We start from the raw sequence: 12,338 nt of genomic DNA on the forward strand, positions 1-12,338 counted from the left end.
TCTTGTCGTGCATGCGTGAACACGGCCGCGCGATCTGCGTCGACGACCGTGCGGTCCGGGCAATCAGTATGGAGGAAAAGCGGCGACGCGCGCACCTGCCGCGCATGTTGCATCGACGCGACAGCCGGGCTGCGCGGGACGGCAGCCGCATGCCGGCCGTCACGCAGGAACCGCCGGCCCGACGCGCGCGCGACGCCGCGTGTCAGTTTTGTGAAGGACTCTTGCCGGATCAGGAACAGTGCGCTCGCGGCCCCAAGGCCCTTGCGCGTGCGGCGCATTCCTATACTTGCGCCGAACTTTGGTTTCCAGTCCCACACGCAGGAGCTTCCCGATGAAAAAAACCATGATCGCCGGCGCGTGCGCCGCCACCCTGTTCGCGCCGCTCGCCCACGCGCAAAGCTCGGTCACGCTGTACGGCCTGATCGACGCCGGCATCGCCTATACCAACAACGTGAACGGCGCGTCGCAGTGGCGCATGGCGACCGGCACGATCAACGGCAGCCGCTTCGGCCTGCGCGGCACCGAGGATCTCGGCGGCGGCCTGAAGGCGCTGTTCGTGCTCGAGAACGGCTTCAACGTGAACAACGGCGGGCTCGGCCAGGACGGCAAGCTGTTCGGCCGCCACGCGTATGTCGGCCTGAGCCGCGCCGGCTACGGCACGCTGACGCTCGGCCGCCAGTACGACACGATGGTCGACTTCGTCGCGCCGCTGTCCGCGACGGCCGGCGATCTCGGCGATGCGGGCTTCGCGCATCCGTTCGACAACGACAACCTGAACCACTCGCTGCGCATCAACAACGCGGTCAAGTACACGAGCGACACGATCGCGGGCTTCAAGGTCGGCGCGCTGTACGCGTTCTCCAACTCGGCGAATTTCAGCGCCAACCGCGCGTACAGCGTGGCCGCGAGCTACACGAACGGCCCGCTGAAGCTGGCCGGCGCCTACCTGCAGATGAAAGGCACGAAGGGCTCGACGAGCGCGAGCCCCGGCGCGACCGATTCGGCCGAGGCGAAGAGCCTGAACCAGGGGGGCTGGTCGATCGGCTCGGACCGCATGCGCACCTACGGCGGCGGCGTCAGCTACGTATTCGGGCCGGCGACCGTCGGCTTCGTCTACACGCGCTCGCAGTACGACAACACCGGCTCGTTCGGCTCCAGCGGCCAGATCGCGTTCAACAACTACGACGTGAACGTGCGCTATGCGGTCACGCCGGCCGTCAGCCTCGGCGCCGCCTATGTGTACACGGACGCCAGCGTGTCGAATCCCGACAGCAAGCACGGCACCGATCCGAAGTGGCATCAGGTCGACCTGCAGGCCGTGTACAAGCTGTCGCGCCGCACCGACCTGTACGCGGAAGCGATGTTCCAGCATGCGTCCGGCCGCGGCTACCAGGCGTTCATCAACACGTCGGGCGGCGCATCGAGCACGGCGAACCAGGTCGTCGGCACGATCGGCATGCGCACGCGCTTCTGACCGGCAGCGCGCAACGTCGCCCGCCTGTACCGAGCCCGTGTGCACGGCGCCCGTGTTTGCTCACGGGTCCGGCCGCGGCGGGTGACAGCGCCAATGTTGTTGCTTCTGGAACGCAGCCCTCCTGGAATCGGGGTGTTTGCGCATCGGCCCGCTGCGTAGACTGACGTGGAAGGTCGGAGCCGCGCGTCGCGCGTCGATCCGGCCACCCACCCCGTATTCAGGAGAACCTCGTGAAATCGCTCGTCGTTACCGCCGCCGCTGCCATCCTGCTTGCCGCACCGGCCCTGTCGTTCGCCCAGCAGGCGAAGTCGCCCGTCACGCGCGCGCAGGTGCTGCAGGAACTGATCGATCTCGAATCGGTCGGCTACAACCCGGCGCGCGGTGAAGTCGGCAACTATCCGGAGGACATCCTGGCGGCGCAGGAACGACTGCAGGCGAAGCGTCTCGCCGAGCGGAAAGCGGCGCAGGCCGCCTACGGCCCGGCCGGGGCGCCTGCAACCGAATCGGGCGCGGCGGCCAAGCCCGCGCTGTGATGACGTGCGTCGCTCGCATCGAGCATGCATGGCGAGCGACGCGTAGTGGATGTTTGCAGGAAACAACCCGCCGCGCGCCGATGCGCGCGCGGGGTTCAGGCGGCCTGCGCTCAGGCGGCCTGCGGTTCGCGGTCGATCGCGTTCAGCATCTCGACGTCGCGCGCAATCATTCCCGGCACTTGCGCACGCAACATCTCGACCCAGGTCCGCACCTTCGCATCGACGAAACGGCGCGACGGGTACAGCGCATACACGTTCATCTTCTGCAGGATATGCGCGGGCAGCACACGGACCAGCGTGCCGTCGCGCAGCGCGTCGATCGCCGAATACAGCGGCAGCATGCCGATCCCGATGCCGTCGCGGATCGCGAGCGCGAGCGATTCGGCGGTATTGGTCTGCACCGGCCCGGCGACGTGGATCTGCTCGACGCCTTCGGGCCCTTCGAGCACCCATTCGTGCGTCGGAAACGCCGGCGTGCACAGCGTCAGGCACGCGTGCGCGGCGAGATCCTGCGGGCGGGCCGGCACGCCGTGCCGTTTCACGTAGTCGGGTGACGCACACAGAATGCTGAAGGTCGACCCGAGCAGGTGCGACACGAGTTCCGAATCGGGCAGCGACGACGCGGTGACGACGGCCATGTCGCTCGTGCCGTCGAACAGGTCGGGCATGCGCTGCGACAGCGACAGCTCGATCGACACGTCCGGGTACTGCGTGTGATAGCGCGTCAGCGCGGGCATCACGTAGTGGTGACCGACGCTCGCGAAGCTGTGCATGCGCAGCACACCGGCCGGGCGCTCGTGCGCGCAGCTCGCTTCTTCTTCCGCGCGGTCGACGTCGGCGAGGATCTGGCGGCAGCGCCGCAGATAGCTTTCGCCGGCCGACGTCAGCGCGAGACGGCGGGTCGAGCGATTCATCAGACGGGTGCGCAGGCGCGCCTCGAGCTCCGACACCGCGCGCGACATCGCGCCGGTCGTCGAATTCAGCGATTGCGCGGCGGCGGTGAAGCTGCCCGTCTCGACGACGCGCGAAAACACCCGCATGTTTTGTAGGGTATCCATTCCTGTGAGCAACCTGTAGCGGAGCCGCCATTTTCCTCCACTGGATGCGACAGATTGTTACTTCGGCTGCAACTATCGTTTCCCCGCAACTGCGTTAATGCGCGGGCGCCGCGCTCCTACAATCGGCGCCTCACCAGTCGAACGGGCCGTTCGGACGCGCCGCGGCACCGCGCCGGCCCCCTCTTTTCATGAAGCCACAACCTGCGATCGAGCGATCTTCCATCGAACCGGCACGATGGAGGCCATGGCTCGATCCGCTCGGCAACGCGGCGCGCGACTGGGCCGCGACCGACGGGCTGATCTGGCTGCATCTCGCGAAAACGGTGCTCGCGGCGCTGCTGGCGATGGGCATCGCGATGCGTCTCGAGATGTCGCAGCCGCGCACCGCGATGACGACCGTGTTCGTGCTGATGCAGCCGCTGTCGGGCATGGTGTTCGCGAAGAGCTTCTATCGCGTGCTCGGCACGGCGGCCGGCCTCGTCGGTGCGCTCGCGCTCGGCGGGCTGTTCGCGCAGCAGCCGGAGCTGTACATGGCCGGCATCACGCTGTGGATCGGCGGCTGCATCGCCCTCGCGGTGCGCAACCGCCACTTCCGCTGGTACGGCTTCGTGCTCGCCGGCTACACGGCCGCGCTGATCGGCCTGCCGGCCGTGATGACGCCGCAGACGCTGTTCCAGTCCGCGCTCACGCGCGCCGCGGAAGTCGCACTCGGCATCGCGTGCTCGGGCGCGGTCAGCGCGCTGATCCTGCCGTTGAGTTCCGCGAAGGCGCTGATGCGCTCGTTGAGCGCGCGCCACGCGACGTTCGCGGCGTTCACGGCCGGCGCGCTGGCGGGCGACGTCGCGCGCGGCGATTTCGAACGGCGCTTCGCCGATTTCGTCGACGACATCGTCGGCTTCGAAGCCAACCGCGCGTTCGCGTCGTTCGAGGACCCGCACATTCGCGCGCGCAGCCGCCGGCTCGCGCGGCTGAACAGCGAGTTCATGAACGCATGCACGCGGCTGCATGCGCTGCACCAGCTCGTCAAACGGCTGCGCGCGAATCATTCGGACGCGGTGCTCGACGCGCTGGCGCCGCACGTCGACGCGCTCGCACAGCGCTTCGCCGCGTTGCGCGACGAACGCCAGCACGGCATCGCACCGGCCACCGGCGCGCTGCTCGAACTGCGCCGCTTCCATGGTGCGTTGCCGAAGGCCGCGCGCGCGTCGCGACGGGCCATCGAGGACCATGCGGCCGGCGGCCTGCTCGACTTCGATACCGCGATCGAGCTGCTGTACCGGTTCATCGGCGAATATCTCGGCTACGTCGATACCTACGCGTCGCTCGATCAGGACGACCACGCATTCGAGCGCTCGGTCACGCATTACGCGGTGAAGACCAATGCGTTCTTCGTCGGCTTCGCCTTCCTGCGCACGGTGGTCGCCGTCGGTGCGATGAGCGCATTCTGGATCGCGTCCGAATGGCCGAGCGGCTCGCTCGCGGTGATCGCCACCGCGATCGCATGCGCGCTCAGCTCGACCTCGCCGCGCGCGCCGAAATTCGTCGCGCAGATGAGCGTCGGCGCGGCGTTCGCGACCGCGGTCGGCTACCTGTTCCTGTGCTACGTCTATCCGAACATCGACGGCTTTCCGCTGCTGTGCGCGGCGCTCGCGCCGGTGCTCGGCCTCGGCGCGTTCCTCGCGATGCGGCCGGGCCTGTCCGGCTACGGGATCGGCTTCGCGGTGTTTTTCTGCCTGCTCGCGGGCCCCGACAACGCGATCGCGTATATGCCGGAAGTGCTGATCAACAACGGGCTGGCGATCGTCGTCGCGATGCTCGCGTGCTCGCTCGTGTTCGCCGTCGTGTTCCCGACCCACATGCCCTGGCTCACCGGCCGGATCGCGCACGACTTGCGCCGCCAGGTGACGCTCGCATGCGAAGGCGCGCCGGACGGCCTCGCGCAGCGCTTCCAGTCGAGCACGCACGACCTGATGGCGCAACTGCGGACGCTGCTGGTACGCCGCACGCGGCAGCATCGCGATGCGATGCGCTGGATGCTGTCGACGCTCGAGGTCGGCCATGCGGTGATCGACCTGCGCGACGAACTGCACGCGTTCTGCGCGTCGAAACCGCCGCAGACGCTGCGCTGGACCGGTTCGATCGACGCGGTGCTGAACGAACTGCCACGCTTCTTCGACGATCCGACGCCCGGCCACCATGCACGCACGCTGAAATCCGTGAATCTCGCGATCCGCGCGGCGCAGCACACGCTGCAGGCGTGGTACGCGGTGCCCGACGCGCGTCGCAGCATGCAGCGGATCGTCGGCTGCCTGCACTTCATGCGCAGCGCGCTGCTCGACAAGGACGCGCCGTTCAACCGGCACCGCCATTGAAGGCCGATGCGCGCGCAACGGGATCGTTGTTCCGGATGGAAATAAGCTCTACAGCCGCGGTGATTAATCTTTAAGCAGTGCGAGCCTATAGTTTCCTCACTGCCAGCGAGACTGGCACTCACCCAGGAGAACTCAAATGAAGCCGCTGCACCTCGCCCTCGTTGCCCTGTCGCTCACCGCTGCTGTCGCCCACGCACAGCCGGCGCCGGCAGACGTCGCACCGCAACAGGCGAACCGCGCCGAGGCGATCAAGGCCGCCGGCCGCGTCGATCGTGCGCAATCGAAGCAGGAAGACCCGAATGCCTGCGTCGGCCCCGTCAGCTTCTGCAACATCTATTTCGGCAGCTGAGCATGACGCCGCGTCGTCACGGCCAGGCCCGTATCGCCCGCACCGCGCGCATGACCTGCGCGGGCGGACGGCGGTCCGGCCGATCGCCGCATCGCCGTTCCGCCCCGCGCCGCTTCGATTGAAGCGGCGCTTGCCGTTTCAGGCGCCGCGCCCCGGCCGCCAACCCACTTCGCGCAACGCATCCAGCAAGCGCGCCGGCCCGAGCCCCTCGACCCGCGCCCCGCGCGACGCGACGTCGCCGCCCGCGACCAGCGCATTCACGATCGCCTCCTCCACTGCTTCGGCCGCCGCGACGAACAGCGCGGAAATATGGTCGTTGTTGACCATTTGCACGCCGGTGGTCGGCGTACCCTTGCTGCCGTAGTTCGCGGCCGGCAAGCCGTCGTTGCCGGTGGCGAACGCGAGGAAGATGTCGCCGCTCGAATCCTCGGTGCCGCCGCCGACGCGGGCGAGCCCGACGCTCGCGCGCTGCGCGAGACGCGTGCATTGATGCGGCAGCAACGGTGCGTCGGTCGCGATCGTGACGACGATCGAACCCATGCCGGCCTCGCCTTTCGCGTCCGCGTCGCGGAACGGCGAATGCACGTGCCGCAGCACTTCGCCGACCGGGTAGCCGGCCACGCGCAGCATCTCGCGTACGCCGTAGTTCGCCTGCACGAGCGCGCCGACGGTCCAGCCGCCCGCCTCGTCCGCCAGCACGCGCGATGCGGTGCCGATGCCGCCCTTGAACTCGTGGCAGATCATGCCGGTGCCGCCGCCCACGCCGCCTTCGGCGACCGGCCCCGATTGCGCGGCGGCCAGCGCGCGCTGCACGTGCGCGGCGTTCACGTGCTGCCCCCAGATGTCGTTCAGCAGTCCGTCGTAGGTTTCCATCACGACCGGCATGCACCAGTACACGCGGCCGGCCGCCGCTTCGCGTTCGTTCGCGACCAGCGCGTCGCGTACCGCACCGACGCTGTGCGTGTTCGTATAGGCGATCGGCGTCGTCAGCAGGCCCGCTTCGCGGATCCATTCGAGCCCGGTCGCGTCGCCGTTGCCGTTCAGCACGTGCACGCCCGCGAAGCACGGCGAATCGTGCACGGCGCCCGCGCGCGGCTCGATCACGGTGACGCCGGTGCGGATCGACGCGTCGCCGTTCTCGACGTTCAGCGTGCAATGTCCGACCCGCACGCCCGGTACGTCCGTGATCGCGTTGAAGCGGCCCGGCGTGCCGAGTCCGATGCGGATGCCGAGATCCCTCGTGCGCATGATGCAATTCCTCCCGTCTTTCAATGGTTCGGTATATCGGTGCTGCAAGGTGTCGATCCGGTGCTCAGAGCGCGCGGAACGCTTCGCTGTGGCGCGCCCAGGCCACGTACATCACGAGTGCCGCGACCAGCAGCCCCGCGATGATGATCAGGTCGGTCGGCTTCGTCGCGGTGGCCAACGTTGTGACCAGCGTATACGCGGCGCCCGCCACCGCGACGAGCGGCGTCACGGGCCACAGCGGCATCCGGTAGTGATGTTCGACGTCGCGGCGCACGAACCGGCTCGCTAGCGCGGCCAGCCCGACGACGAGGTAGATCAGCAGCAACAGGTCGACCGTGAACGCGGTGAGCTCGTCGAGGCTCGACACGAACACGAGCCCGGCCGACGGTATCGCGAGCGCGATCGTCGCCAGCCACGGCGATTCGAGGCGCGGATGGATCGCCGAGAACGCGCGGTTGCAGGTGCGCGACCAGAGCGCATGCCGGCCGCTGCTGTACAGCAGGCGACCCATCGTGATCACGATCGCGATGATCGCGTTGAACACCGACAGGAAGATCCCGCCGCTGACCACCCGCGACACGGCCGGATTGCTCAGCGAGCGCACGACATAGCCGATCGGATCGGCACTCTTCGTCAGTTCCGTCAGCGACGGCGCACCCAGCACGATCGCGGTGAGCGGAACCAGTTCGACGACGAGGATCACGAGCAGCGAATAGATCACCGCCTTCGCGACGTTGCGGTTGCCGCCGCGCAGGTCTTCCGCGAGATACGCGGCCGAGCCGAAGCCGTTGTAGCAGAAGATCGCGGTGCCGATCGCGGGCACGATGGCCGCGAGCGTCGCCGGCACGAGCGCATTGCCACTCGCGACGACCGGTGCGATCAGCACTTCGGCGCCGCGATGCGGCGACCCGAAGCCGAGCCCCGCGATCAGCATCAGCACGCCGATTTCGACGACCAGGAACGCGCCGGTGATCCAGGCGTTCGTCTTGATGTTCAGCATGCCGAGCAGATAGCTGAGCAGCACGATCGTCAGCGCGACCGACTGGTTGCTGAAGTGCGTGCCGAGCGCGTTGTTCAGGTACGGCGCGGCACCGCTCGCGAGCACGGCGGGGATGAACACGCTGACCGACAGCACCGTGATGAAGGTCAGGTAGCCGGGCAGCGTGCCGAACACGCGCTTGGCCATCACGTATTCGCCGCCCGCGCTGCGATGCGCGGCGCTGAGTTCCGCATAGCAGAGCGCGAACGCGAGCGCGAGCACGCCGCCGAGCACGAACGACAGCACGGCGCCGCTGCCGGCCTGCTGGATCGCGAACGGCGCGATCACGAAGATCGAGCTGGCCGGTGTCACGCCCGATACGGTGATCATCACTGCGTCGCGCACGCTGAGCGTCTGCGACAGCGCGCGCGGCGCGTCTTCCATTGCGGGCGCCGCTTGCACGCTGCCCGTCGATTCCGACATCATCGCCATTTCGTTCTCCTGCGCCTATGCTGCTCTTTTTTGACAACCCATACTCGGGCCCGATTGATTGCGTGGCAGTCTAGGAAGCCAATTTCAGGACCGCTATTCCCCCTTCGTGTTACGCCCTTCCGGTGGTGGTATGGATCGTCTCTTTTCGGAAATCGCAATGCACCAGGCGCTTGGCCGCGCAATCGATCATCTCGGCCAGCCGCGCTTCTGGCGGTTCCTGGTGCTGCTGCTCAATGAAATGGTGCCGTTCGACAACGCGCTCGCGACCGCGGTCGGCAGCGACGGCGTGCCGCTCGTGCTCGACGAATACGACACCGGCGGCACCGACAGCGCGTCGCCCGTGCCGCTCTACCTGAACGGCGTCTATCTGCTCGATCCGTTCCTGCAGGCCGCGCACGACGGGCTCGCCGACGGTTGCTACCGGCTCGAGGAAGTCGCGCCCGACCTGTTCCGGCAGAGCGAGTATTTCCTCAGCTATTTCCGCGACGCGGTCGGCGACGACGAGATCCAGATTCTCGTGCGGCCGAATGCCGACACGCTGCTGTCGCTGTCGCTCGGTGCGTCGACGCGCTTCGACGTCGAGCCGCTCGGCAAGCTGACGGCCGCGATGCCGTGGGTGCTCGCGGCGATCCGGCAGCACTGGCGGCTGGTGGGCGACGCCGCGCGCGTGATGCCCGACGCCGATCTCGGCGCACGTGTCGAGCAGGCGCTCGCGCGCTTCGGCGCGGGCGTGCTGACCGACCGCGAGATGTCGATCGCGCGCATGGTGCTGCGCGGCAATTCGTCGAAGGCGATCGCCGAGCGGCTCGCGATTTCACCGGAAACGGTGAAGGTGCATCGACGGCATGTGTATGCAAAGCTCGGAATTTCGTCGCAACCGGAGCTGTTTTCGCGGTTCATCCAGGCGCTGGGTGAGGACGCGGCGGGATGAGTGCGCCGATGCACGCGACTGCCTTCACCCGCCCGCCTCGATGAACCCGCCATCGGGCGCCTGGTGCGGCACGTACCAGCCGAAATACACCTCGGCCTCGACGATCCGGCCGTCGCGTACGCGCAATCGCTCGGCGTTGCGAAACCGCCGTCCGGCGGTCGTGACGGCTTCGTACACGACGAACACGTATTCGCCATGCACCGCCACGTCGACGAACTCGAATCCTGCGAGCATCGCGCTGTTCGGCCAGCAGCGCGCCAGATACGCGTCGCGGTCGAGCCGGTTGTCGAGCGGGCTCGTGAAATGGAAGTCCGGCGCGATCAGCGCTTCGATCGCGTCGCGGTTCTTGTCGACATACGCGCGATAGCTCGCACGCGCGACTTCACCGGGATCGTCTGGCATCGTCGTTACCTCCGCGAAGGGTCGGGGTGACCGCAACGGCTCGCGTCGCCCCGGCGCATCGATGAAACGGAAACGGGCGGCACGCACGGCCACGGCCGCTCACGCGTGCGCGGACCGGCGTGCATGTCCGGCACGACGCCATGCATGAGAAAACACGCACGGGCCGATCCGCCCGTCCCGCACCGCGCCTGTCGGCGCAGGCCGGGGCGCGCATCGGTTGCCCGTTTCCGCACGCACGGGCATGATGTCCGCCAGCGTGCCGGCGCCAGCCGTCCGCTTCGGCGGTCGTCGATACCCCGAGCGGCATGCCGCCACTGCGCCGCCGGCATCGTCGAGCAATCCGCGTGCCGGCCCCGTTCGTCCATCTCACCGAGCCCATGTCACTCCGCGCCTTCAGAACGCTCGTCGCCATCGCCCGCTACCGGACCTTCGCGCGCGCCGGCGAAGCCATCGGCCTCACCCAATCGGCGGTGAGCCTGCAGATCAAGACGCTCGAAAGCGAATACAACGTGCAGTTGTTCGACCGTTCGCGCCGGCAGCCGGTGCTCACCGAAGCCGGCAACATCCTGCTCGCGCAGGCCGAGCAGGTGCTCGCGATGGTCGACCGGATTCCCGATGCGCTCAGCGACGAGAAGAAGCTGGTCGGCCGGCTGCGGATCGGCGCGATCCAGACCGCGTTGTCCGGCCCGCTGCCCGACGCGCTGCTCGCGCTGCGTGCCGCGCATCCGTCGTTGCGCGTGCACGTGTCGGCCGGCATGTCGGTGGAACTCGCGAACCGCGTCGCGGCCGGCGAACTCGACGCAGCGATCACGACGCGCCCGGTGCGCCCGCATCCGGCGGAACTGACGTGGACCACGCTGTACGAGGATCGGTTCTGGCTGCTCGCGCCGCCCGGTCATGCGGAACGCGACGCGGGCGCGCTGCTCGATGCGCTGCCGTTCATTCGCTTCGACGCGCAGGCGTGGGCCGGCCGGATGATCGCCGCCGAGCTGCGCCGCATCGGCGTGCGGGTGCGCGAGGAGATGGTGCTGGACAGCGCGGAAACGATCGCGCGCATGGTGGCGCGCGGGCTCGGTGCGGCGATCGTCGCGCTCCCCGACGCGACGCTTGCGCGCCTGCCGCCGGTCACGCGCTTGCCGTTCGGCCAGCCGCAGATGGGCCGCGCGGTCGTCCTGCTCGAACACCAGTCGCGTCCGGCCGAACGTTTCGCCCGCGCGCTGGCCGCCGAAGTGACCGCGTCATCGATGAGAATTTCTCATTGAACACCCGATAATTCACCATTATTCCTGTTGCTTGCGCGTGTTAACTTGGCGGCATCGTCACTCTTTCGATTGCATGTCGCCATGTCGTCCGCCGGATGGATTCCCGCGTCGTTCCGCTGCGTTGCCTGCCGGCCGCGCCGGCGCTCCGGCACGACCCGCATGAAGGCGCGCCGATGATCGGCCCGATCCTGCTCGCGCTCGCGCCGGTCGCGCTGCTGGTCGCGTTCGGTCATGGCCTGCGGCGCACCGGCTTCATCGCCGCAGCGTTCTGGCCGCACGCCGAGCGGCTCTGCTACTACGTACTGCTGCCCGCGCTGTTCGCGGACGGCCTCGCGAATGCGCGGCTGCAATCGTTGCCCGTTTTACCGCTCGCGGCGGCGCTGGTCGGTTCGACCGCATTCGCCGCGGCGCTTCTTCTGCTGGTCCGCCAGTTCGTGCGGGTCGACGGCGCCGGCTTCACGTCGGTGTTCCAGGGCGCCGTGCGTTTCAACAACTATGTCGGCACCGCGCTCGCCGCCGGGCTGTTCGGTGCGAAGGGCATTGCACTCGCGGCCGTCTGCGTCGCGGCGATCGTGCCGACCGTCAACCTGATGTGCGTGCTGGTCTTCGCGCGCTACGGCGACACGCGGCTCGGCGCGGCGGCGCTCGTGCGTCAGATCCTGTCGAATCCGCTCGTCGTCGCCTGCGCGCTCGGGATGGCGATGCAGGCCGGCGGCCTGGCGTTTCCGGCCGCCGTCGAGCCGGCCGTGCGGGCGCTCGGCGCCGCGTCGATGCCGCTCGGCCTGCTGTGCGTGGGCGCGGCGCTGACATTCGATGCGGCCCGCGCATGGTGGCAGCCGGTGTGCGTCGCATCGGCGTTCAAGTTCGTGGCGATGCCGCTCATCACGCTCGCGGCCGGCCGGCTGTTCGGGCTCGGCGATGCGGCGCTGACCGTCGCGCTGCTGTTCCAGGCGCTGCCGACCTCGTCGGCGTCGTACATCATGGCGCGCCAGCTCGGCGGCGACGCGCCGCTGATGGCCGGCATCACCGCGTTCCAGACGATCGCCGCCGCGCTCGCGATGCCGGCCGTGCTCACCGCGCTCGCGTCGGCGCCCGCGTTCCGCTGACGACGCCCGCCCGGCCCCCTTCCCTGAATCGGCCCGCAGGCCAGCCATCGCGCGGTTCGGCATCGTTTAGCCGCGCGCGGCCACGCACGCCTCGCGGCACACGCCTCCTTTCGAGATTGCACGCCACATGAA

Annotated in this window: 11 protein-coding genes; 7 read left to right on the plus strand and 4 right to left on the minus strand. The window is 68.5% G+C overall.

The window, feature by feature from the left end; genetic code table 11:
* Positions 1 to 331 precede the first annotated feature (331 nt).
* Positions 332 to 1,474 carry a porin gene (locus H0X95_RS24330; protein WP_196446245.1) on the plus strand — a complete coding sequence of 381 codons (1,143 nt, stop codon included), beginning with the start codon at positions 332 to 334 and terminating at the stop codon, positions 1,472 to 1,474.
* Between the two features lie 230 nt (positions 1,475 to 1,704).
* Entirely contained in the window at positions 1,705 to 2,007 is a 303-nt protein-coding gene (locus H0X95_RS24335; RefSeq protein WP_006482838.1) for a DUF4148 domain-containing protein, read from the plus strand.
* A gap of 110 nt (positions 2,008 to 2,117) precedes the next feature.
* Here the strand turns inward: H0X95_RS24335 and H0X95_RS24340 are convergent, their stop codons facing one another.
* Positions 2,118 to 3,065 carry a LysR family transcriptional regulator gene (locus H0X95_RS24340; protein WP_012493318.1) on the minus strand — a complete coding sequence of 316 codons (948 nt, stop codon included), beginning with the start codon at positions 3,063 to 3,065 and terminating at the stop codon, positions 2,118 to 2,120.
* 188 nt (positions 3,066 to 3,253) lie between these two features.
* On the opposite strand from H0X95_RS24340, the gene H0X95_RS24345 reads away from it, so the two are divergent.
* The gene (locus H0X95_RS24345) at positions 3,254 to 5,437 is read left to right on the plus strand and encodes an FUSC family protein (RefSeq protein WP_059723401.1); all 2,184 of its coding nucleotides are present in this window, start codon (positions 3,254 to 3,256) and stop codon (positions 5,435 to 5,437) included.
* 136 nt (positions 5,438 to 5,573) lie between these two features.
* A complete protein-coding gene (locus H0X95_RS24350; RefSeq protein WP_006482828.1) occupies positions 5,574 to 5,786 on the plus strand; it encodes a hypothetical protein in 213 nt (70 codons plus the stop codon).
* Between the two features lie 138 nt (positions 5,787 to 5,924).
* Here the strand turns inward: H0X95_RS24350 and H0X95_RS24355 are convergent, their stop codons facing one another.
* Both H0X95_RS24355 and H0X95_RS24360 read right to left on the minus strand, forming a co-directional pair.
* Positions 5,925 to 7,034 carry a P1 family peptidase gene (locus H0X95_RS24355; RefSeq protein WP_006482834.1) on the minus strand — a complete coding sequence of 370 codons (1,110 nt, stop codon included), beginning with the start codon at positions 7,032 to 7,034 and terminating at the stop codon, positions 5,925 to 5,927.
* Between the two features lie 64 nt (positions 7,035 to 7,098).
* On the minus strand, positions 7,099 to 8,505 hold the full coding sequence (locus tag H0X95_RS24360; protein ID WP_006482833.1) for an APC family permease: 1,407 nt from the start codon (positions 8,503 to 8,505) through the stop codon (positions 7,099 to 7,101).
* Positions 8,506 to 8,635: 130 nt separating this feature from the next.
* On the opposite strand from H0X95_RS24360, the gene H0X95_RS24365 reads away from it, so the two are divergent.
* Positions 8,636 to 9,436, plus strand: a complete 801-nt coding sequence (locus H0X95_RS24365; protein ID WP_006482848.1) for a helix-turn-helix transcriptional regulator — start codon at positions 8,636 to 8,638, stop codon at positions 9,434 to 9,436.
* 24 nt (positions 9,437 to 9,460) lie between these two features.
* Here H0X95_RS24365 and H0X95_RS24370 read toward each other — a convergent pair whose 3' ends face one another.
* Positions 9,461 to 9,838, minus strand: a complete 378-nt coding sequence (locus H0X95_RS24370) for a nuclear transport factor 2 family protein (protein WP_006482852.1) — start codon at positions 9,836 to 9,838, stop codon at positions 9,461 to 9,463.
* Positions 9,839 to 10,215: 377 nt separating this feature from the next.
* Here H0X95_RS24370 and H0X95_RS24375 point away from each other — a divergent pair, with 377 nt between their 5' ends.
* Entirely contained in the window at positions 10,216 to 11,100 is an 885-nt protein-coding gene (locus tag H0X95_RS24375) for a LysR family transcriptional regulator (RefSeq protein WP_034202378.1), read from the plus strand.
* 173 nt (positions 11,101 to 11,273) lie between these two features.
* Positions 11,274 to 12,206, plus strand: a complete 933-nt coding sequence (locus H0X95_RS24380; RefSeq protein WP_195904306.1) for an AEC family transporter — start codon at positions 11,274 to 11,276, stop codon at positions 12,204 to 12,206.
* Positions 12,207 to 12,338: the final 132 nt, after the last annotated feature.

Source organism: Burkholderia sp. 9779_493, from assembly GCF_015712215.1.
In the GTDB taxonomy this organism is placed as follows: Bacteria; Pseudomonadota; Gammaproteobacteria; order Burkholderiales; family Burkholderiaceae; genus Burkholderia; species Burkholderia cenocepacia.

Bases quoted from the DNA above. Each gene is read 5' to 3' on its own strand.
- H0X95_RS24330 (WP_196446245.1), top strand. From the start codon at position 332: ATGAAAAAAACCATGATCGCCGGCGCGTGCGCCGCCACCCTGTTCGCG.
- H0X95_RS24340 (WP_012493318.1), bottom strand. From the start codon at position 3,065: ATGGATACCCTACAAAACATGCGGGTGTTTTCGCGCGTCGTCGAGACG.
- H0X95_RS24345 (WP_059723401.1), top strand. From the start codon at position 3,254: ATGAAGCCACAACCTGCGATCGAGCGATCTTCCATCGAACCGGCACGA.
- H0X95_RS24350 (WP_006482828.1), top strand. From the start codon at position 5,574: ATGAAGCCGCTGCACCTCGCCCTCGTTGCCCTGTCGCTCACCGCTGCT.
- H0X95_RS24355 (WP_006482834.1), bottom strand. From the start codon at position 7,034: ATGCGCACGAGGGATCTCGGCATCCGCATCGGACTCGGCACGCCGGGC.
- H0X95_RS24360 (WP_006482833.1), bottom strand. From the start codon at position 8,505: ATGGCGATGATGTCGGAATCGACGGGCAGCGTGCAAGCGGCGCCCGCA.
- H0X95_RS24365 (WP_006482848.1), top strand. From the start codon at position 8,636: ATGGATCGTCTCTTTTCGGAAATCGCAATGCACCAGGCGCTTGGCCGC.
- H0X95_RS24370 (WP_006482852.1), bottom strand. From the start codon at position 9,838: ATGCCAGACGATCCCGGTGAAGTCGCGCGTGCGAGCTATCGCGCGTAT.
- H0X95_RS24375 (WP_034202378.1), top strand. From the start codon at position 10,216: ATGTCACTCCGCGCCTTCAGAACGCTCGTCGCCATCGCCCGCTACCGG.
- H0X95_RS24380 (WP_195904306.1), top strand. From the start codon at position 11,274: ATGATCGGCCCGATCCTGCTCGCGCTCGCGCCGGTCGCGCTGCTGGTC.